The sequence below is a fragment of the Dyadobacter sp. CY312 genome, from assembly GCF_021390535.1.
Lineage (GTDB): Bacteria > Bacteroidota > Bacteroidia > Cytophagales > Spirosomataceae > Dyadobacter.
This window is the reverse complement of the sequence record NZ_JAJUXG010000034.1, coordinates 18145-39768: the sequence shown is the minus strand read 5'-3', so window position 1 is coordinate 39768 and position 21624 is coordinate 18145. Positions and strand designations below refer to the sequence as shown.

15 protein-coding genes are annotated in these 21624 nt (G+C 43.1%); 7 read left to right on the top strand and 8 right to left on the bottom strand.

Going from position 1 to position 21624, the window contains the following annotated elements:
- Positions 1–520: 520 nt before the first annotated feature.
- The 4 genes from LZG71_RS29200 to LZG71_RS29185 form a co-directional block, all read right to left on the bottom strand.
- A complete protein-coding gene (locus tag LZG71_RS29200; protein WP_233826631.1) occupies positions 521–1222 on the bottom strand; it encodes a LytTR family DNA-binding domain-containing protein in 702 nt (233 codons plus the stop codon).
- The gene (locus LZG71_RS29195; RefSeq protein WP_233826629.1) at positions 1219–2706 is read right to left on the bottom strand and encodes a TlpA disulfide reductase family protein; all 1488 of its coding nucleotides are present in this window, start codon (positions 2704–2706) and stop codon (positions 1219–1221) included. The genes LZG71_RS29200 and LZG71_RS29195 overlap by 4 nt, the downstream gene beginning before the upstream one ends.
- Positions 2707–2719: 13 nt before the next feature.
- Positions 2720–3769, bottom strand: coding sequence for a sensor histidine kinase (locus LZG71_RS29190; RefSeq protein WP_233826627.1), 1050 nt, complete (start codon positions 3767–3769; stop codon positions 2720–2722).
- Between the two features lie 434 nt (positions 3770–4203).
- On the bottom strand, positions 4204–4830 hold the full coding sequence (locus tag LZG71_RS29185) for a hypothetical protein (protein ID WP_233826625.1): 627 nt from the start codon (positions 4828–4830) through the stop codon (positions 4204–4206).
- 597 nt (positions 4831–5427) lie between these two features.
- Between LZG71_RS29185 and LZG71_RS29180 the strand changes: the two genes are divergently transcribed.
- The 4 genes from LZG71_RS29180 (at position 5428) to LZG71_RS29165 (ending at position 10886) form a co-directional block, all read left to right on the top strand.
- On the top strand, positions 5428–5937 hold the full coding sequence (locus LZG71_RS29180; protein WP_310587799.1) for an RNA polymerase sigma-70 factor: 510 nt from the start codon (positions 5428–5430) through the stop codon (positions 5935–5937).
- A gap of 89 nt (positions 5938–6026) precedes the next feature.
- Positions 6027–6989 carry a FecR family protein gene (locus LZG71_RS29175; RefSeq protein WP_233826623.1) on the top strand — a complete coding sequence of 321 codons (963 nt, stop codon included), beginning with the start codon at positions 6027–6029 and terminating at the stop codon, positions 6987–6989.
- 114 nt (positions 6990–7103) lie between these two features.
- Positions 7104–9686: a TonB-dependent receptor gene (locus tag LZG71_RS29170; protein WP_233826621.1), complete on the top strand. Its 2583-nt coding sequence runs from the start codon at positions 7104–7106 to the stop codon at positions 9684–9686.
- 72 nt (positions 9687–9758) lie between these two features.
- A complete protein-coding gene (locus tag LZG71_RS29165) occupies positions 9759–10886 on the top strand; it encodes a PepSY domain-containing protein (protein ID WP_233826619.1) in 1128 nt (375 codons plus the stop codon).
- A 71-nt stretch (positions 10887–10957) separates the two neighbouring features.
- Here the strand turns inward: LZG71_RS29165 and LZG71_RS29160 are convergent, their stop codons facing one another.
- From LZG71_RS29160 to LZG71_RS29145, 4 genes are all read right to left on the bottom strand, one after another.
- Positions 10958–12130: a PepSY domain-containing protein gene (locus LZG71_RS29160; protein WP_233826617.1), complete on the bottom strand. Its 1173-nt coding sequence runs from the start codon at positions 12128–12130 to the stop codon at positions 10958–10960.
- Positions 12131–12135: 5 nt separating this feature from the next.
- Entirely contained in the window at positions 12136–14484 is a 2349-nt protein-coding gene (locus tag LZG71_RS29155; protein ID WP_233826615.1) for a TonB-dependent receptor, read from the bottom strand.
- 166 nt (positions 14485–14650) lie between these two features.
- Positions 14651–15118, bottom strand: coding sequence for a GyrI-like domain-containing protein (locus LZG71_RS29150; RefSeq protein ID WP_233826613.1), 468 nt, complete (start codon positions 15116–15118; stop codon positions 14651–14653).
- Positions 15119–15254: 136 nt separating this feature from the next.
- Positions 15255–15974, bottom strand: a complete 720-nt coding sequence (locus LZG71_RS29145) for a YafY family protein (protein WP_233826611.1) — start codon at positions 15972–15974, stop codon at positions 15255–15257.
- 288 nt (positions 15975–16262) lie between these two features.
- On the opposite strand from LZG71_RS29145, the gene LZG71_RS29140 reads away from it, so the two are divergent.
- From LZG71_RS29140 to LZG71_RS29130, 3 genes are all read left to right on the top strand, one after another.
- Complete coding sequence (locus tag LZG71_RS29140) at positions 16263–16853, top strand: RNA polymerase sigma factor (RefSeq protein ID WP_233826609.1); 591 nt, start codon at positions 16263–16265, stop codon at positions 16851–16853.
- A 4-nt stretch (positions 16854–16857) separates the two neighbouring features.
- Complete coding sequence (locus LZG71_RS29135; RefSeq protein WP_233826607.1) at positions 16858–17964, top strand: FecR family protein; 1107 nt, start codon at positions 16858–16860, stop codon at positions 17962–17964.
- 201 nt (positions 17965–18165) lie between these two features.
- Entirely contained in the window at positions 18166–21621 is a 3456-nt protein-coding gene (locus LZG71_RS29130) for a TonB-dependent receptor (RefSeq protein ID WP_233826605.1), read from the top strand.
- The last annotated feature ends 3 nt before the right edge of the window (positions 21622–21624 follow it).

The window sequence follows — 21624 nt, the reverse complement described above, 5'->3', positions numbered from 1 at the left end:
TTAGAAGTCAGTTCAGAGGGGTTCGTAACGTTGAATTCTTCCTGTATCGTCTAACTCAGTTATATGCTTAATCCAAGTTGCTCCACAACATTTGGTCTTGATCCAAAAATACCCATGTTTAGTTTGCAGTGTCACCAGTACTCTGACCTGAGACCGTAGTGCCGATAATATTTAGGATTACCTCGTCCTGCTCATGACCTTAGTCCTTTTTTAGACTGGCTCAAATCCGGGATGCCAATTGCAATGCTGAGCTTTTTGCTTCTGAATGTGGCGATCAGACCGGATATGTTATTGAAATAGATTGTCTGGAATTCATTGAAAATGCAACTGCTTATTAGCTACCCTTTTGTTCGACCAATTTGCAACCAAACGGTTCCCATACATCTTAGACGAAAAGTGATTATTTTTAAGATTGAACATGACACTGGTCCAAGATACTGAATTATCATGCTGAAAAATCAGTCAACAGGAAATCCCACACAGTCTTCACATCTCCAAATTTCTCAAATCATATTCTCAATCAATCTAACCTGGCAAGTAAATCGTCTCTGTAAGTGGCTGACAAAGGAAGCACCTGACCGGACAAAGTAATCTGATGTCTTTCAATCTTATCAATTTGCGAAATCGCAATGACAAAGGATTTATGGATTCGAACAAATGCTGCATTGGGCAATTTTTCCAATATCTCTGAAAGTTTCATGCGGGTTAAAATTCGTTTGTCGGTTTCGTGAAAAGTAAGATAATTGCCATCAGCCTCTATGTAGAGCAAATTACTGAGCGTGATGCGGGTCCAATCGTAACCTGTTTTCACAAAAATAAAATCGTTTAAATTATCACCACCCGATGCACTTGCAACATTGGCTATTGTTCGGTCAATGGCTTGTAGGAAACGACTAAAACCAACAGGTTTTAGCAAATAGTCGGTAACGGCAAGATCGAATCCAGCTACTGCGTACTCGGGATGGGCAGTTGTAAAAACTATCGTTATCGCTGGGGATAAGATTCTTGCCAATTCAAGCCCTGATAAATCAGGCATTTGAATGTCAAGAAAAGCAAGATCCACCTCGTTATTTTGCAGAAAAGTAAGCGCCTCGGTGCCGCTTGCAAATGCACCCAGGACATTCAGGTTAGGAATTTTACTCGCATGGGATAATAAGACGTTTAAACCCATAGGTTCATCGTCTACAAAGATACAACGAACAGTAACCTTACCTTTTTTCATAACAATTCTTCAATTTGTCGGTACAAAGTTTCCCGGTCAGACGGTCGCTTCGCATGGATTGTTATTATCTTGCCTGACTGATCCACTAATATATAAGATGGAAATATAAGGTTGCCCTGTTTTTCATATATCCTATTCAAATCTTTTTCCAGCTCTTTTCCCGCAAGAATGTGGTAACCCGTCAAATTATAAAAAGACACCATTTCTCTCCAGTACTTTTCTGGATTCGGGCGGTGCTCTACGGCGATGTAGGCAAAATTCACAGCTTTGTTTTTAAAACGCTCTTTCAATTCCTTATTAAAAGCAAACTCTTGTCTGCACGGTCCGCACCACGTTCCCCACATGTCAATAAAAATCACCCTGCCCTTGTATCTGCTGATGATCGAATCAAGGCTTGTTATCTCTGGTGAATCTGACAGAAAATGAATACCCTGCGATTCAGGTTTTGTCTGATGTAAACTCGAAAGATATGGTTTCATTTTTTCTCGCACATAAGGCATGTAAGGACTGTCAGGAAAACGAGACAAAAAATCCTCATAGGCTTCCTGCTGAAATCCGAGATCTCCCTGATCGATCCCATTGATTAGGAAAGAAGCAAGTGCGTAATCTAAAGCTTTGTTTTTAAATGCATATTGAAGGACGGTATGCTCCCAGTAACGCTCTCCTTTTTGGCGTACTTCCTGAATAATTTCCGCAAAAGGTTTCCTAAAAACTGCTTCTGCAACCTTGGAGAACTCTTCCTTATTTGCCCCCAGATGTTGAAGATAGCGTGGATAGTAGGCAATCAGTGTTTGGTAGTGATAACTCGTTACCGCATCCGAATTTGAAAGCCTGACAGCTTCATGTGCATCTTTTAAGGCTTGCCTCCATTGATCCTTTGTTGCACTGGATATGTCTGGTTTAGACCATATTTCATTTTGCCAAACTAAATCCCAAAGTTTGCTAACTGCAAAATACTGGATATCCGCCAGCGTCATCCGGGAAAAAGCAGAAGAGTCTGTGAACTTGCTGTCCTGCAATTGTAATAGTGCTGATTGCTGGACCATTCGTAAATCTGCCAGTATATCCCCCGGCTTACTTTTCATTTCGTCCCAATTTTTCTTGCCAAGATTGTTGGTTGTTAACCCTAAAAGGTTACGAAACTGATTTTCCTTACCTAAACCACCTCCAAACCGAATCGTTCTCAACGAATCATCCGTTTCAATCATGAGCGTTTTTCCAGGTTCTGCATACAAATGAAGACGCTTGCCTGCAAAAAACAGAAAGATTATCTGTGGCTTTTCTACCGCCAGGTTAACCGAAAACTTTCCTTCACTATCTGCGATAACTTCCATTGCGTTACCAGGATGAATCCAGCAATCGAAAGGCAGATTAAACGCTAATATTGCTCCGGAATGGGCAGGTGAGATTTTCCCGGACACAGTCATTTGGGCATAAGAAGCAACGGACATTGCCACTGCAATGCAGAGAAGTATCAGTTTCATAAAAGAAATAAGGTTAATTGAGGTGAATCTGCAAGCGAAGCGTATATATATCCCCTACCGCACCATATGTCAGCTGGTGTCGATCCGGGTAAATAATCTGAAGGCGTTTCTGCGTATTTCTAATTCCTGTTCCCAATCCAGCCTGCTCTGGTTTCAGTGGGAATATGCTATTTTCGATTTTGAGGTCAAGTATGCGATTTTGGATACGTAATTTCAGCTTTATGATACAATCCTGATCAACACGAATGCCGTATTTGAACGCATTTTCAATAAATGGAGCCAGAATAAAAGGCGCAATTTCTGCCGGTAACTTATCGTAGAATAGATCGGTCTGTACCAGTATCGTGTTACGTTCAGCCAATCGCATCCTTTGTAAGTACAGATAATCTTCAACGAACCCGAATTCGTGCTCGACAGATGTAAAATCCTGCTGCGCCTCCGTAATGGCATACCGCATAATATTTGACATTTGCTCAATGTATTGTGCCGTTTTTTCTGCATTTTCAGACAGGGCAGTGCCATATACAGTATTAAGCGTATTAAAGAAAAAATGTGGATTTATCTGCGCTTTCAACGTGGTGAGTTCTGCCTCCACGAGCTGTATTTTTTGCTGAGCTCTGTTTAATCTCTGATATACAAAGTCTCTGAATATAGCATACGCGAAACCGTAAGCAGTCAAAACTATTGAAGGTGCCCACAGGAATTGAAATTCTCCACCGTACTTCAATTGGTTATGGGCCATGAGCGCCATTGCAAATACCAGCGAAAAAAGAAAATTGGATGCGATAAAATGAGATAGCGGTCTCTTTATGAATACGAAGTGATAATTAAATTCAACAATCAATGTTCCAATCAAAATTACCAACCATACAGCCTGGTAATAGTTATGATTAACAAATCGCTGCCAAAGAGTCACCGCTGAACCATCCTCATTAAAAAGATAGTTCCCCACTGTATTGATTTCGTACCAGTAGGTAATGGAATCGCTTAATTCACTTCCTATCCATATAAGAAGTGCGTGCAGAATCCATTGCTGCCAGATTGCAAGACGTGGAATTTTCATAACTCTAAATTGTGTTTGATGAATCAAAACAAGCATTAACCTTGATCCGCTCCAACAAAAAGTTTCAAGTCATGGATTATTTGGGATGAAATGCCAGATTGATGGCGAATTGAGCTTTGATATATAGCGCTGTAAGAATGACCGTTTGTTGAAAAATAGAGAACAAAGCTGCACTTGGAATACAAATCCAATCTTCATCAGAGTTAGTTATCACCTGAGGACCACATGAAGCCGCTGGACCCAACCAGGCATTATCTTGCAAAACCGACCTGTCCCAGAAATCATTTATTACGTCATTCAAAGGCTCAAATATCCATAGGTGTTCCCATGCAGCAGTATTCGTTAGGTTTTTACCGGTGAGGAACCAACTTCATCTTTTGAGTTGCCTATCAGAATCAAAGAGCATTACTTGTTATGCCTTCATAAATTATCAACTAAAAATTAAATCCAAAATGAAATCCCGGTTCTCCGAAGACAAATTTTGACCATTTATCGTCCAACTGTTTAAATCCATCAGGTAATTTTGTGTGATAAGCCCGGTGGGTAATTGCAATTGATGGTTGAATAAAAAATCTGTCCTTAAAAAGTTTGATGTGACAACCAACACGGTATGTGTTGAAACTTTGAAAACCATTATCAATTTTTTTGCCTTTGTCATTCCCAAAAGTTTGCAGAGTAGGCATTACATTAAGTTCTGCATATAACCCTTTCCAAAAAAATCGTTGGTAGGCCAACGATATGCCATACTCACGCACATACCCCGGAAACTTTTCTTCTGACTTTCCGTATGCCTTGTTGAAAAATGGGTGAATACCATTCGGCCAGGCATATTTCCAGGTTTTTGGTTCTACTGTAATTACATCTTTTCCTGTAATCCGATAGCCGAAATTGAGTTGAGCGAAGTTGGGGGGATTTGTAGATGCCAAATTGCCCAACAGAAATATGGTGCTGCCTACAAACCATCGTTTGTAAGTGCTGTCTTGTTTGTCATATTGCGCATTCACCTGTAAACTGCCTGCCAATACCAAGACAAATCCAATCCATAAAATTTTCCTTTGCATATCTTTTTTAAGTTGTTTTAGACGATACTGCAAAGAAAATTCAGGAGGTAGCTTAAATACGTTCACTTATGTTAAGAAACACGATTCAGCTCTTTTTTTTATAGAACTTTTGCTCTTAATCTGGTCAGTGCGTGAGATTTAATACACAAATCACTTACCCTTAAAAAATCAGTCTTGGTCCCGAGCTGATTATTTTCTGAAAAGTGAAGGAGCGTAATGTTATGCTAGCCGGAGTGAATTGCAAAAGTATCAACAATGCCAAAGCAACCATCCATTCAGCAAAGCTACTGCGATTTGCTTTTTGTCGCAACCAGCTAATTCTGTGTCGTCAGGCCTTTGCCCGGAGGCATACAGTTTACCAAATGCACAAATAGCTGCAAGGCTTCCAAGCAGCGTAGTTAGTAACTCTATCAATCAGATAATACTGCCCTCTCGTTATATCAGAGGCACACACACTTTGAACCTTAACAGGAATTAATTGTCATAAATCAATTTTGCGCCACTAAATTTTGTATTCCGTTTTTTTTACTGCAACTTTTGTTACAATTAGAATAAATCTAAATAAGTAACAGATTCAACGCTCCCATTTCATTCCCTGTGTTCTACGATAGAGAATCATTCCGACGGATATATGATCTTCATTGGAAGAATGTGTTTGGTATTTGCTATCATCAAACACGTGACGCGGTTGTGTCTGAGGAGATTGTTCAGGAGCTCTTTTGTTCCCTTTGGGAAAGAAGAGAAAGTCTGCAGATAGAAGGCCCGTTGGAAAACTACCTGGCGAGGGCAGCCAAATTTAAACTCATCGATTACTACCGAAAGAAAGCAAAGACCACTGTCCGCGCAGACTTTTCCGAAATGCCGGCCTGCTCTTCTTATGAAAACTGTACGGAGAATGATGTGCTCTACCATGCACTTTCAGATAAAGTAGGTAATCTGGTCGATCAGCTCCCATGTCAGTGTCGACTGGTATACAAAATGAGCAGAGAAAAAGGATTGACAACAAAAGAAATCGCCGCCAACCTCTTAATATCAGAGAAGACAGTCAAAAATCATTTGACGAAAGCACTCGGCTATCTTAAAGCTGAGCTGAAAGAGTATCAGTAGCGGGCCTTCAAAAAAATTTCAAGTTACAGCTAGGACCAACTGATGGTTTTAACGACTGCCTTACGATCACGCATTAATATCGTATCGTCATGAAGATAACAGCTGAACTTTTACAGAAATATGCAGAAGGACTTTGCTCAACACAGGAAAGGCTTGCTGTTGAAAAATGGCTGGATCATTCGGAAGCGGAAGTAAGTTTTCCTGCCGAGCAGGATCTGCAAGTACATAAGGCCAATATATGGCAAAATATCGAGAACGATGCGCACGATTACGAGCCAGATAGAAAACCGATAACAACATTCTGGAAGCCCTGGCTGGCGGCCGCTACTGTGCTTTTGGTGTGTGGGCTATCGCTCTTCCTGTTGCGGAGACCATCTAAAAACCAACCCCGGTACACAAAGACTGTCACAAATATTCAGTATCAGACTATCAAAACATCCAAGGGAGAAAAGAGGGCGATAAAGCTTTCCGACGGAACAGACATATACCTTAATTCTGATAGCGAAATACGTTTTCCTGTCCCGTTTTCAGATACAAGCAGGCAGGTTATGCTTTCCGGTGAGGCCTATTTCAACGTAGCAAAGGATAAAAAAAGGCCTTTCACTGTAACGACTTCTCAAACCAGCGTGCGCGTTTTAGGTACGGTTTTCAGCTTGAAGAGCTATTCTGAACGTATAACAACGCTTGTCGTGAAAGAAGGAAAGGTCCAGTTCGCAAGCTTATTAAAGAATCAGAAACCGCTGATAATCACTGCGAATCAACGTGGAAGATTCAATATGACTTCCGGAATGACAAAGGATAACGTCTATGCCGACCGTTACCTGGCATGGAAGGATAACAGGCTCGTCTTTGATAACGAAAGCCTGACCAGCGTAGCTCTTACTTTGGAGCGATGGTACAATATAGAGATGAAGAAAATCCCTGAACGCATCGCAATGCAGCACTACACCGGGGAATTTGAAGGTAAATCACTGGAGTACGTGCTTGAGAGGATGAGTTATGTGATGGAATTTAAATACACAATTAATAACAAAACCGTAATCATATACTAATGCCCAAAACCAGATAGGATCATAAAAAGGCCGGTGCTCCATCGCCAAATTTTGCACCGGACCTATGGAAAAAACAACCGTTTCACTGATTATTTAACCAATTGTTTCAAATTTATGTACTCTTTACCAAAATGCCATCCAAAATGGCAAAACCTGCTTTTTTACCTCTTCCTTTTCATTCCGTTATTAACCAATGCCCAGTCCCCGACTCTTGACCGCATCATTTCGATAAATATGGAGAACGTCCACCTGGCCGATGCGCTTGATGCCATAGCTGACCAGGTTGGCTGCAATGTATCCTACAACAGCAGCAGAATTGATCTCGACAAGCGCGTAACGATCAACTATAAAGATATTTCAGTCGGTGAAGCTTTTGCACGTTTGTTGACATATACACTCAAAAAGGCTCAGGTAAGCGACAAGCAGATTTTTTTGCAGCTACATCCAGACAGCAGGGGTTCGCTGAAAGGCAACCTGAGGACATCCGATGGCAAGGCCGCCGAGTTTGTAAATGTCTCCGTAAAAAGATCCTCGAAAGGAACACTGACGGATGAAAACGGAGAATTTGTTATCCGGAATATTCCGGCAGGTCAGCACACCCTGATTATCCAGCTGTTGGGTTATGAAGCCATTGAAAAAAACATATCAGTTGCACCAGATCAGGTCCTTACCCTTCCTGTGATTTTCCTCCGGGAAGACAGTAAAACGCTTCATGAGGTGACCGTAAACGGCAGCATGAATAAGTTTGCAAACAAGGAATCGGACTACATAGCGCGAATGCCACTTAAAAACCTGGAAAATCCGCAGGTTTACAGTGTAGTCAGCAGCAGACTCATCAAGGAACAATTGTCGGTTGGCCTTCTGGATGTGATAAGAAATGCACCGGGAGCTGTTCCTGTAATCAATCCGTCCGGTGGTTTCAGTGCATACCTGAGAGGTTTCGGGATCGGCATTAATGCCAGAAATGGTATGGAATCTACCTCCGAGCGGTCTTCGCTGGATATCGGAAATATTGAACGTATAGAAGTTCTCAAAGGTCCATCAGCGACCCTCTTTGGCTCCTCAGTATCTTCTTATGGAGGAGTGGTGAACCTGGTGACCAAAAAGCCATTTGAGACAACCAGAACCGAAATATCTTATACCACGGGAAGTTACGGACTAAACCGCATTACTGCTGATGTGAACACACCCCTTAACAAAGAGAAAACTGTGCTTATCAGGACGAACATGGCACTACATAAAGAAAAAAGCTTTCTTGATTATGGATTCAATAACACATTTCTGATCGCTACAAGCCTTTCATACCGGGCCAGCAGCAGGCTGACATTCAATGTAGATGCCGAATTCCTGAAGGTGAATAATACCCAGCCTATGAATTTTATTATTGGTTCGCCACTGATAAAAAGCCCTACTGATCTGCAACTGGATTACCGCAAAACATTGTATCACAACAATGCTGATGTAAAAAATGCTGCTACCAGATTATTTGCCGAAGTAAATTACAAACTATCGGAGCGCTTCAAATCCACTACCCTGTTCTCCTACGTAGAGGAAAATGTCGATCACAGCTACCAGCGCCCGATAATCTGGATTTCGCCTTCTTTGGCCGTCAGGGCTTCTTCTGTTTACGGCCCGCTTTACAATGCCTACACCAACTTGCAGCATAATGTAAATGGCAGGTTTAATACGGGTAAAGTCAGGCATAACCTGCTGATGGGGGCGAACTACCGATATTTCACCGGCAAGTTCCTTTTCTCCGAAGCAAGTATCCTGGATACTGTCAACGTGACAGAAAGTTTCAATCCGGTTATTAAACAGAATATTGATCCTACGGCTAACTTTGAACCATTTCCGACGGCAGATCAGCATACGGTGAGCGCTTATGTGTCGGATGTCGTCAATTTTACAGACCGCTTCTCTGTAATGCTGGGACTGCGGATCGATCACTTCAACAGGAAAGAAATTACCGGAACCCAGGAAGGATTTAAGCAGACATCACTCGCACCAAAATTAGGAATCGTTTATCAGATTCTGGCCAGCAGGCTGTCTGCCTTCGCTAACTACATGAGCGGGTTTCAGAACATAGCTCCGGCAATCCAACCTGATGGCAGCCGATTGATTCTGGATCCTCAATTTGCAAATCAGGCTGAGGGTGGCCTTAAAGCCGAGCTTTTCGACAAAAAGCTAAGCGCTTCTCTGAGTTACTATCATATCCTGATCGATAACGCCACCCGGGTCGATGCTGATCTGTTTACCGTTCAGGATGGCAAACAGGTGAGCAAGGGAGTGGAATTTGAATTGATCGCTCAACCTGTTAAAGGATTAAACATCGTGGCAGGCTACGCGTTTAATGACAATCGGATCAAAAGAGCTTCAAATCCTGCCATAGAAGGTAATAAGGCTGCTAATGCTCCTGAGAACGTCGCAAATATCTGGACGTCGTACGCATTTCAGAACACGCTGAAAGGATTCGGTCTCGGAGCCGGTATCAACAAAGTCGATAAGATTTACAGGGCTACCAATAACACGTTTGCCGTTCCGGCTTATACAATTGTGGGGGCAACTCTATTCTATTCACGTGAGAACTGGGGCATCAATTTAAAAGCCAATAATCTTACCAACGTCAGATACTGGGACAGCTGGGGAAATCCCCAGGCGCCAGCGAATTTCGCCGCCAATCTGACATTCAGGTTTTAATGCAAACTGCGCAAGGAAGACACCCGTGTTGTGACGGGCGTTTTTCTTGCTTTACAGATAAAGCAAGCTGAAATGAATTTAAAGAAATTAGTACGCCGGATCCATCTGTGGCTCGGCCTCTTGTCAGGAATCATTGTTTTTATTTTGGGCATAACCGGCTGTATTTATGCGTTCATTGACGAGATAAAACCGCTTGTTTATGCCGACAGATACTTTATAACTCCCATCGAAAAAGAACGTTTGCCGGTGAGCCAATTGCTTAGATCTGCCCAAAATGAATACAGTGCAAACAAACCCGTTTCGGCTATTGAGATCTTTAACTCGAAGGATCGCTCCCTGCGATTCAGGGCATACCGGGAAAGTACAAACGAGGGTGTCTGGTACTGGGATCGGAAATATTATTATGAATCTGTTTTTATCGATCCCTACACAGGAGAAGTAGTAGCAAAAGAAAATTCAGAATTTGAATTTTTCAGGATCATACTCTATTTACATTGGAGCCTGCTGCTAAGCAATGAAATAGGTCAGCCGATAGTCGGTATTGCCACAATCATTTTTATCATTTCGCTGGTCACCGGACTAATACTCTGGAAACCAAAAAATAAAAATGCCGCACGCCAACGCTATTGGTTTCGCTGGAAAAGTACAACAAAGTGGCGAAGAAAAAACTATGATCTTCACAACATCACAGGTTTTTATGCGATGGTCTTCATGCTTATGATTGGACTGACAGGACTGATTTGGGCCTTCTCCTGGTTTGATGACAGCGTACAATGGCTGGCCAATGCAGGCAGGACTTATGAAAGTCCACCCCCGGTTTTTTCAGATACATCCGGTTCTAAAAGCGATATACCGATGGATATTATTTTCGACAGTGTCAGTCTCCGACATAAAGATGCAGAAGCATATCACATTTACCTTCCTGTCAGCAAACAGGGCGTGATTAACGTACTGATTAAAACACAGCCGGTCTACGATAATGTGACGGAGCAGTATGATCAGTACAATGGTAAGCTGCTAAAATCACATGAATTCTCAGAGAAAAATACCGGCGAGGCGCTTAGGAGCCTCAATTATGACATACACACGGGGAGTATACTCGGGATTGCCGGAAAAGTTCTGGCCTTCTTTGCCAGCCTGATTGCAGCAAGTCTGCCTGTATCCGGTTTTCTGATCTGGTGGGGGCGAAACAAAGGATGACAGGCCAACCGCTGATCCTTCCAAATTAAATCACCATCTACACTTTTAATCAAAAACTGGTTGATGATATGTTAAACGAATTTAGCCCGGGCTTCACGGCTTCGGACTGATGGCTTCTTTTTTCTTTTGCCCCACCAAATGTAAAAACCGGTAACAGGTAATGTGGAGCAAGCTAAGGCTGCAAGAAATGAGAGAATTTTACCAAACAAACCCATATATGCACCCGTATGCAGATCAAAATTGAGCTGATAGGCTTTATCACCATTATTCAGGTTTTGAAAGGAAGTATTGGAAAGCATTTTTCCTGAATACCGGTCATATATGATCAGCAGGCGGTCGAAGCGATTCCAGTCTTTCTTATAAACCAATGTATTGATTGTGGACGTAGCTTTGGCAGGCAATAATACCAGATACGCATACGCATCAGGGTAACGCGCGGCAGTTGTCGTGAATGCCTTATCCAAGCCTGAAACAGTTGATGGCTGCAATGTATCTGAAACTAAAAGGGCAGCCTTTTCTATATTTTTGCCTCCATTGGCAACAAAACGTACTGAATCCTGCATCCAGTCAAATGCCCACACAAGGCCTGTCAGGGAGGTCAGCAGCAGGACAAAAAAAGCGTAAAGCCCAAGTATCTGGTGCAGGTCATAATTTAGCCTTTTCCATTTTGCCCTCCATTTAATAGTGAAATTATTCTTGATGCTTTTGGCTGTCCATTTCTTGGGAAACCAGAGAAAAAAACCGGAGAGCAACACAATCACAAAGCATAGCACCGAATATCCGACCACATAATGCCCTACCTTTTCTCCAAAAAGCATTCGCATGTGCAATGCGAGCACAAGCTGAAAAAACTCATTTTTTGAATCTTCAACATAGATTACCTTCCCGGAATATGGATTGATGTATACGCGGTAATAGTATTCGAAATAGTCCCAGTGGGTCAATCCGTCGGGGTTATTCTTTTGCGACCTGAATGTCACGGAACGGTCCGGGGAATTGCCTATTTCTACCCTGGTGATGATCTTGTCCTTCCCAAGCGTATGTTGGGCAATGCTCAGCAGCTGGGTCAAGGGGAGTTTTTCTTTATTTTCCGGCGTAACAAAAAGGCGTTCACGGTAAACGATGGGTTTAAGCTCGTCGACAAACACATAAAGGCAGCCGCTGACGGCGATCAAAAACACAAAAAGCCCGGACACAAGTCCGAGCCAAAGGTGTAAAAAGCTGACCACTTTTTTAAATTTCATATTTACTAAAAGCGATAGCCTACCGTTAAATTGAATCTGCGCCCGTTCCCTCTCCGGTAATCGATGGCTGTACCATAAAACTGGGCTATCGACGGATAATAAACCGTGTTAAGCAAGTTTTCAATACCCAGATCAGCTTTCAGGTTTTCCGTAATTTTGTATCCCAAAGACAAATTAAAGGTATTATAGGAGTCGATTGGCCCCTCCCCGATTGGATAAACGCCTTTTTCATTGGGTGCAAACCGGTCCCTTTTACCTACATACAACCAGTTCAGGTCTGCATTAAACCTGGCCTTATTATACCTGGCATAAGCCGCGATTTTTACCGGCGTAATGCGATTGGAGTTCAGGTATTTATCAGTCGGGCCATTAAAATTTCCGTCACCGTCCTTATCTCCTTTACCTTCTACAAAAGCATAATTACCTCCCAAAACAAGGCCGGTAGTTACCTGATAGTCAACCTGGAACTCGTAGCCCCAAACCCGCTCCGGCAGTCTTTCGGCCACATACTTTCCATCCACCAGAAGTAAATTGGAACCCAGTTTCGATGTACTGTAATAATAGGCAGCCGACACGCTCAGAGGTCCCAAAGCACTGCTGAAACCAACTTCATAATTGTTTACAATGATCGGTTCTGTTTGCAGACCGGCCACTGTATTTTCGTTCGCAGCCCTTAATATTCTACCCAGATCGAAAATGGAAAACGATTGTGAATAGCTCACGAATGGATTGAACCGCTTGAATTTTGAATACCGAAGTCCTGCATTAAATACAAACGCATTGTAATCCAGCTTGCCGCCCGTTACGTCAATGCTTCCTGCACCGTCGGGACCGGTAGCCAAAGTGGCATAATCGGCAATATCCATCTTGATATTTTCAGCACGCAAGCCCGTTTTCAGGTTCAGGTAATTAAACCACTGCGTAGTGAGCTGCGCATAAGGCGCCAGGTTGTTCATATTGATACGCGGCACCCAAGCGCGGCCGTCGACCAGGTTTTGCTCCGTTTTATCATTTAAAACATCCACACCATAAGTCACATCTCCCGATAGTTTAGATGATATGGTAAAAGGTGTATTGAGGTTGAGTCGGAAACCTTTCTTGGTTGAAATGATCGCCGATTGCCCGCTGCCAAAGAAAGACTCCGAATTTGAATAAACTGTCCAGAAATCCTGCAAGTATACATTGGCAGACAAAGACGTCCGGCCAAAAATATTTTTGTTGGTGTACTGGATATTGGCATTGTGATTGTAGCGGGTACCCTCGTCAATTCCTTTGCGAATTCCCCACACCCCTATTGCCGGAGATTGTCTGTAAACACCGGCTTTGGCAACATAAGCCGAATGCTGGTTGGAGCTATAATAGTTATACATAGCCTCAATGCGCTGAGAACCACTGAAATTATAACCCACCTTCGCAAATGCATTGTATATTTTAGTTTCACCCAGTCCGTAATCAGGAGATATCACCAATCCTTTCGGGTCGCGGTAAACGCCGGTTTTTTCGTACATACCGCTTACCACGTAATCGAACTTGGCTATACGCCCGTACAGCTGCTGTGAAGCACGGAAGCCCAGCGTGCTGTCTCCCCGGGTGTTGCCCGTGAGACTTAACTGGCTGTACCCGCCGATTTTTTGGTCTGTTTTTGGTGTCTTCGTGATGTAGTTAATCAGTCCGCCATCGGCACCGTTTCCGTAAATTGCAGTGGCGCCTTTAATCACTTCCACGCGCTCAACCACCGACGGATCAATGGTACGGATATCCCGCCCTCCGGCTCTTAACGGAGTTGATTGTGGTATGCCATCAATGAGTACCAGCAGGTTACGCCCTCTCAATGTTTGTCCCGAATTTCCGGTTTGATTGGTAGATGCTCCCAAACCGGGAACCGAAAACGCAAGAATGTTAGCGATATTAGGGCTTATGGTAGAGAGTGCGCTGATTTCCTTTGCATTTACAACTGTCACCGATGACGGTGTTTCAGCCAGCGACTCTACCCTTCGGCCTGCGGAAACAATGACTTCGTCAAGCTGGGAAGAACTTTCTTTTAGTTCAAAATTAAGGCTTTGTTCGGTATCTGCGTCAAGTGTAATGTTTTTATCCTGAATCGTATACCCGATGAAAGAAGCTCTGATTGAAATGTTTCCTTTAGGCAAATTACCAAGCCTGTAACTTCCATCACCTTTTGCAGTGGTACCTATATTAGTCCCTTTGACAATGATAGAAGCAAACGGAACAGGCTGCTTATTGTTGTCCATCACGATACCTCTCAAAACTCCCGAAACGGATTGGGCATTAGCGAGGTTGAAAGAACAAATAAAAGCGACAACGAATAACAGTGGTTGTAATCTTGTTTTCATCAAACGAACGTTAATTTCGCGCAAAAATAAGATTATTTATACTAATTAAAAATAAATTTTGTATTTGTCTTTGAATACACATCGAAAGGTTATCAGACATGATACTACCGCCTCATCTTACAGAGAGTTAAAGACTAAACCATTGTAGAATTAAAGACCACAGTGGTTAGTCTTTAACAGATATGAAAGTTTCTACTTCCGCTCTATCCCCATCATAATATTTTTGTCCGTGAATAGTAAAGTCTGATTTATAGGCTCGTTTTAACCCTAACTCCTTATTTCCCCATATTTCCAGCCAGGTATTGAAGACAGCCTCAGGCATTTTACCTTGGGAAACAAATTTTTGGTAAGCACTTGTTTCAATTGTTATACCAATAAATCCTTCGGGAATATTTTCCAGCGAACTTACAGACAACCCTACAATTGTAGTGTAAGGGCTGGTAAAATCAGTTTCATAATCCGTGTAAACCGCATAAATTTCATCACTCATTTTATTTGGAATTTGCTTTTGAATCTCTTCTCCCCAAAACTTGCTCCACAATGCTTCAATGTCCCTGGCCGATTGTCCATTCTCATTGGTTGTTCTTGTCCTAATTCCGATTACATAAAATTTGTCGATGGTTTGATTGTTCATGGTTTCTGATTGTGTTTGAGCTTGTGTCGGGAATGAGCATAACATTAATACAAGGAGGATTAAGTTTTCAAAGCAGCTTTTCATTATCCTTTTGTTTTTGATTAGGTTGCAAAGCTCGAATGCTGCTGTGACAACCCTATGTCAAGGGTGGTGGACATTTTTTTCTACAAAATTCAAAATACTCCTCAAAGGTTATTTTGTGAGGTTCAAATGTCTGGCTTTGAACCGACAAACTTTCAATCCTGTCCAGGCGAAACGCTCTGTAATCATTTCTCATCCTGCAAAGTGCTACCAGCAACCAGTTTTCCTGTGATGTGTAAATTGCAAAAGGTTCTATAATTCTTTCCGTGGTCTGGTTATTTTCGTGCGAATGATATTTTATTTTGACAAGGTTGAAATGTGTCAAAGCCAACTGGAGGGTCGATAAGTTATTGCTTGTCCGGTCGTTATTGGCATTTTGTCCCGATAGGAGGCGATTGGAGAGTAAATTAGCTTTGTCTTTTATGTTGTTTCGTAATACCGACTTGATCTTACTGATCGCATCAGCGTAGTCCTTAACAAAAGACGCATCTTTGTTTTTCAGCACCAATTGTTCCGCTGTGATCAAAGCATTGGCCTCGCTTTCGGAAAACATTACCGGCGGAATCCGGTAACCATCCATTAATTTATACCCTTTCCCCTCTTCTGTCAGGATGGGAATGCCCGCCTGTTCCAATGCTTTAATGTCTCTATAAATTGTTCTGCTGCTAACCGAAAATTTGTTCGCTAGCTCAGAGGCAGTCAAAAGTCGTTTTGTTTGCAATTGTGTTAAAATTGCAGTCAATCTTGAAAGTCGTTTCGGGTCGTTGTCATTCATTTTCTTCCGGGTTATTCAGGCTTGCAGGTTCATTCCTGCATTAAACATAACTTTCAAATATAAGCTCTTTTATATACCCTCTAAGCGATCATTATCAACTCCAACTTATTGTGTCAAGAAATCCTTGTGTTTGCAGTCCCTACCGTAAATCTTAAATACTGCAAGCCTGTTCAATGGCAGACTTCTGCAAATAATACAACATACTCTATTAATTCTATGGACAATATAAATTAACTACTATATTTGCATCATTCTGCAATCTGGATCATTATTAAAAAAGGAAAACCCATGGCCGCATCTTTATCCGAAGAGGAACTATGGCACTTGTTTATCGCTGGTGATTCCGCGGCTTTTGAATCATTGGTAGACACCACCTACGCTTTGATGTTTCAGTATGGCTCAAAATTCACCAAAAACAAAGATCTGGTAAAGGATTCTATACAGGATGTGTTTTTAAATATCTGGGAAAAGCGTCAGGCTCTGGACCAGTCTATTCCGGCTCGTCCCTATCTGTTATCCTCTTTGCGCCGGAGAATACACCGGAAAGTGAAATACGATTTTGTCGACTTTCATTCTGAACTGCCAGAGGTGCTTTTTGAAACCGTTTTTACTATTGAGGATTCACTCATTGCCCGTGAGCAGAATCTATACCTGACCCGTAAAATCACCGCTCTGCTTAATGATCTTCCCGAGCGCCAGAAAGAAATCGTTTACCTCCGTTTTTTTCAGGATCTGGATAGAAATGAAATCGCCGAAGTGATGCAGATCACGCCGCAGTCTGTTTCCAACTTTTTACAAAAATCTTTCACCCAACTCAGAAAAAACTGGCTATCAATAGCTTACATTTCCCTGATGGCCGTATTCAGCTGGTTTCTATAATATTTTGAAAATTATTTTTCAAAAACAGGGTATCGGCTCAGGCGGCGTGTCTAATGGTTTTGGAAGAGAAATCATACACATGGACAAGTACCTCAATTACACTTTGGAGCAGTTACTATGGGACGAAAGTTTCAGAACACTCATACTGCGCCCAACGCCAGAGGAAGAACTTGCCAAAGACAACTGGATCCTCTCAAATCCGGAAAAGGCCGGGATCTTTCTGGAAGCGGAGGAAATTATACGTTCCATAAAAACGAAGAACAGCGCTTTGCCCGATAACGAACGGACTGGCTCGGTGAGGGAAATACTGCTCAAAACTTCCCGCAAACCAGCCCGGACGCTTCCTTTGAAAATGCTCCTTCGTGTTGCGGCATCTGTCCTGGTTGCTGTCGGGCTGTTTTTTGCAGGAAAAAGAATACTTGACACGCCCACCATACAAACCGCTGACAATCAAACAATCCGAAAAGAAAACAGAAGCGGTATTTCACAGCTGATTAGGCTTGAAGACGGCAGCGGAGTTGTATTAAAACCAGGGAGCTACATTACATTTCCGAAACATTTTGAAAAACAAAAAAGAGAGGTTCAGCTTACAGGAGAAGCCTTTTTCGAAGTAAGCGGCAATCCTGACAGACCGTTTTTTGTGTACGCAGGCAAGTCGGTGACCAAAGTTCTGGGAACAAGTTTTAACATCCGTGCTTTTGAAGCGGATGATGACATCACCGTTCGGGTAAAAACCGGAAAAGTGGCTGTTTATTACGAGGATAAAACAGATGGCAAAAATAGCGCAAAACCAAACTTGCTTGAACCAAACGAGCAGCTCACACTCAACAAGCAGGATAACAGCTCCCGTATGGACGCCGTGCCAGCCGGGAAAACCGAAAGCACGATTGAAATGCAAAGTGAAATTCCGGTGTCCGGATTATTTGCAGATATCCGTAAAGCATACGGCGTAAACATTGAATTCGATCAGGAAAAATTGAAGCATTGTGCAGTGATGGCCAACCTGGCGGACCTGCATCTTCTGGAAAAACTGGATGCCATTTGCATGGCTATCAACGCCACCTACACAGTCAGCGAGGGCAAAGTCACCATCACCGGACCGGGTTGTTGAAAGATCAGCAACACAGTCTGTCCATCAACAGATAAATTCCCAGAACACTTTACCAATACCAAAATCAATCAGTAAAAAGGCCGGCGTTGCGTCAACAACACCGGCCAAAAGTTGCCCGAATGGTCTTGCAGTTTTCGAGAATGAGAGACCATTTCGGAAAGTTCCATTACATGTTTTACCATAACAAAACCTCTTAAAGGTATGCAAAAAAGTGTATTTGCTCACAATCAATGGATCCGCCTCATGAAAATCGGACTGCTTCAAATCCTTCTGGCTATCGGCTTTCTGGAAAGCGGATTTGCCCGCGAAATCCATGCTCAGGATTTACTTACAAGAAGAATAAACCTCAACTTGAAAGAACAGAAAATCAGTCAGCTGTTACAGCAAATTGAAAAGCAGGCCGACGTGCGGTTTGTATTCAGTCCGAAAGTCATTGATGCCAATCGCAAGGTTTCTCTGAAAGTAGTGAACGAACCGATTGGCCAGGTGCTGGATAATTACCTTAAACCATTAGGCATCAGCTACCAGGCCACGTCCAAGGTAATTGTATTGCGTACATTGCCAGTCGCACTACCTCAAGCCCCAGAACCGGCGGGTGTTACCAACCACCAACCCATAGAAAAAGTGATAACCGGAAAGGTTACCGATGAGAAGAATGAGCCGCTTATCGGGGTAAGTATTCTGGTTAAAAACTCCACCAAAGGTACCGTAACGGATCAGGATGGAAATTACAGTCTGGCTGTGGTAGACGAAGAAAATGCGGTGCTGGTGTTTTCCTTTATCGGGTTTATCAAACAGGAAGTGGCAGTCGGCAATCAGTCGGTAATCAATATTACACTTCGCAATGATCTGCAAAACCTGAATGAGGTTGTGGTGGTAGGTTACGGAACACAGAAGCGGGGCGATATCACAGGATCAGTTGGTACGGTCAAAATTGACCGCGAAATTGCCGGAAGACCAGCGCCGGAGATTGGACAGACACTTTATGGACAAATTGCCGGTGTGCAGGTGATCACAGCCAACGGACGCCCGGGAACATCTACATCCATACAAGTGAGAGGGATCAATTCCGCTTCCGCAGGCAGCACACCGCTGATCGTAGTTGACGGTTTGCCGACTCCAAACTATGACCTCAACCTAATCAATCCTGCCATCATTGAATCCATTGAGGTGTTGAAAGATGCGGCCTCAGCAGCGATTTACGGTTCGAGAGGAGCAAATGGGGTTATATTGATCACTACAAAAAAGGGAAAATCGGGACATGCCAAACTTGATTTGAATTTTGTAACAGGCGTTCAGCAGGTGATTGACAAAATCCCGGTGATGAACTCTGCCGAATATGCACAGGCATCTATTGACGCTGCACAAAATGGCTGGATTAAAAGCGGAGGCGATCCTTCTGCACCGAATACACTGGAGGCGAGAAAAAACTATCGGTACACCTGGCCAACTGCCTTTGATAACCCTCAGAATCTGGTAAATACCGACTGGCAGGATGAAATTTACAGCGTCACGCCGGTCAACAAACTGGATTTGAGCGTGAGCGGCGGAACGGATAAATCGACTTATCTGGTATCCGGTGGGTTTGTGAGACAAAAGGGGATTATCCAAACCTCCGATTACAGTAAATACACCATTGGCCTCAACACCGTTACCAAAGTAACCGACTGGCTTGAAATTGGCGGGTCTGCCAATCTTGCATTAGATCAGGAACGAGAACCGTTTAACCGTATTGCTGAGTGGGCAGTTCAGTATCCTTCCATTTATCCCGTTTACAGTGCCAACGGATATCTGGGAGCACCGGCAAATCAACCTGGTTTTGAAAATTACAACGCCATTCTTTTCCGTCCGCAAAACGGACATCCGCTATACAAGATCACCGATGACATCCGTCACCGCAGGTTCAACGCATTGGGGAATGTATTTGCAGGATTTAAACTATTACCCGGTCTGAATTTCAAAACGGCCCTGAATTATTTCTACAACCGCACCGACGACGACACTTACGCAGCAAGGGACCACCAACTCGGACCGGCTTATTACACCGAAGGAAGTATGTCCGTGGCCAATGCCAGGACACTGAATTTCACGTATCAGAATCTTTTAACCTACGATAAAAGTTTTGGAAGCCACAACTTATCCGCTCTTATCGGTACCGAGTACAACAGCAGTAATTACTACTACACCTTACAGGAAAGACGCGGCTACGACAACGATGAACTGAAGGCATTGAGCGCAGGAAGAACAGTTTTCCAATCGATGGATAACAAAAACAAAAGTGCGCTCATTTCTTACTTCGGGCGTTTGAATTACAATTTCAAGGAAAAATATCTTGTATCTGCAAGTTTGAGGCGCGATGGTTCTTCACGTTTTGCTCCCAATAACAAATGGGGACTGTTCCCAGCAGTTTCGGCTGGCTGGGTGGTTTCACAGGAAGAGTTCCTGAAATCGGTTCCGCAGATCAGTCAGCTGAAACTGAGAGCGAGTTATGGTTTTACGGGTAACGACCGCTTTGATGATTACCGCTGGATCGGATCGGTGACACAAGGACGGGTAGCTTTTGGTAATACGCTGGGCGCATCTTATTATCCTTCTGCGATCACCAACCCGGATCTGAAATGGGAGCGCACGCAGCAGTTCAACATTGGTTTTGATCTGGGTTTATTATCCAACCGCATCAATATTGAGGGAGATTTTTACCGCTCCGTTTCCGATGGATTGCTCCTGGACGTTCCGGTACCGGTTGTGTCCGGATTTACGAGTGTATTCAAAAATATTGGTAAACTTGAAAATAAAGGTATAGAGCTCAGCATCACTTCTCACAATATTTCAAAAGGAAGTTTTAAATGGAGCACACGTTTCAACATTTCAGGAAACCGCAATAAGCTTTTGGCGCTCGGGCCAGACAATGCGCCAATGATTTTCACGCCATCGGTATTCAGCGGCATGCAGAAAATCAACAAAGTAGGCAGCCCGATTTTCAGTTATTATGGATACCAATATGATGGTGTTTACAAAAATCAGGGTGAGATCGACGCCGATCCGGCTCATTACAGTACAGCTACACCGGGCGACGGACGTTATGTTGACGTAAATGGCGACGGCAAACTGGATGCCAACGACCGCACGCAAATCGGGAATTACAATCCTGATTTTATCTGGGGACTGACCAACAACTTCTCTTACAAAGGATTCGATTTCAGTTTCCTGTTTCAGGGTGTGCAGGGCAACGATGTGCTGGATGAAAACATTCACCGCTCGTTGCTGTATCATGAAGGCCGTAATTATTACCAAAGCGCAGTGAACAGATGGCGTTCGGAAGCAGAACCGGGTGATGGTTATCACTACAAACTTTCTGTTGATCAGAACGGATATGAAAAGACACCTTCGAGCTACTGGATTCAGGACGGATCCTATTTCAGACTAAAAAGCCTGACGCTCGGTTACACTTTCCCGGCTGCTATTCTGGAAAAAATCAGGTTGTCATCGCTGCGTATCTATCTGACAGGGCAGAACCTGTTTACGCATAAGGACATTCCTGTTTACGATCCTGAAAATTTCAGCGGCGATATGACCGATGCATCCCGCCGTGGTGTCAATGCCAATCCCTACCCTACTTCCAAAACCTATTCATTCGGTATCAACATAGGCCTTTAATTC

Excerpts from the sequence above, each read along its gene's own strand:
- LZG71_RS29200 (WP_233826631.1), bottom strand. The coding sequence starts at position 1,222 with ATGAAAAAAGGTAAGGTTACTGTTCGTTGTATCTTTGTAGACGATGAA.
- LZG71_RS29195 (WP_233826629.1), bottom strand. The coding sequence starts at position 2,706 with ATGAAACTGATACTTCTCTGCATTGCAGTGGCAATGTCCGTTGCTTCT.
- LZG71_RS29190 (WP_233826627.1), bottom strand. The coding sequence starts at position 3,769 with ATGAAAATTCCACGTCTTGCAATCTGGCAGCAATGGATTCTGCACGCA.
- LZG71_RS29185 (WP_233826625.1), bottom strand. The coding sequence starts at position 4,830 with ATGCAAAGGAAAATTTTATGGATTGGATTTGTCTTGGTATTGGCAGGC.
- LZG71_RS29175 (WP_233826623.1), top strand. The coding sequence starts at position 6,027 with ATGAAGATAACAGCTGAACTTTTACAGAAATATGCAGAAGGACTTTGC.
- LZG71_RS29170 (WP_233826621.1), top strand. The coding sequence starts at position 7,104 with ATGTACTCTTTACCAAAATGCCATCCAAAATGGCAAAACCTGCTTTTT.
- LZG71_RS29165 (WP_233826619.1), top strand. The coding sequence starts at position 9,759 with ATGAATTTAAAGAAATTAGTACGCCGGATCCATCTGTGGCTCGGCCTC.
- LZG71_RS29160 (WP_233826617.1), bottom strand. The coding sequence starts at position 12,130 with ATGAAATTTAAAAAAGTGGTCAGCTTTTTACACCTTTGGCTCGGACTT.
- LZG71_RS29155 (WP_233826615.1), bottom strand. The coding sequence starts at position 14,484 with ATGAAAACAAGATTACAACCACTGTTATTCGTTGTCGCTTTTATTTGT.
- LZG71_RS29150 (WP_233826613.1), bottom strand. The coding sequence starts at position 15,118 with ATGAACAATCAAACCATCGACAAATTTTATGTAATCGGAATTAGGACA.
- LZG71_RS29145 (WP_233826611.1), bottom strand. The coding sequence starts at position 15,974 with ATGAATGACAACGACCCGAAACGACTTTCAAGATTGACTGCAATTTTA.
- LZG71_RS29140 (WP_233826609.1), top strand. The coding sequence starts at position 16,263 with ATGGCCGCATCTTTATCCGAAGAGGAACTATGGCACTTGTTTATCGCT.
- LZG71_RS29130 (WP_233826605.1), top strand. The coding sequence starts at position 18,166 with ATGCAAAAAAGTGTATTTGCTCACAATCAATGGATCCGCCTCATGAAA.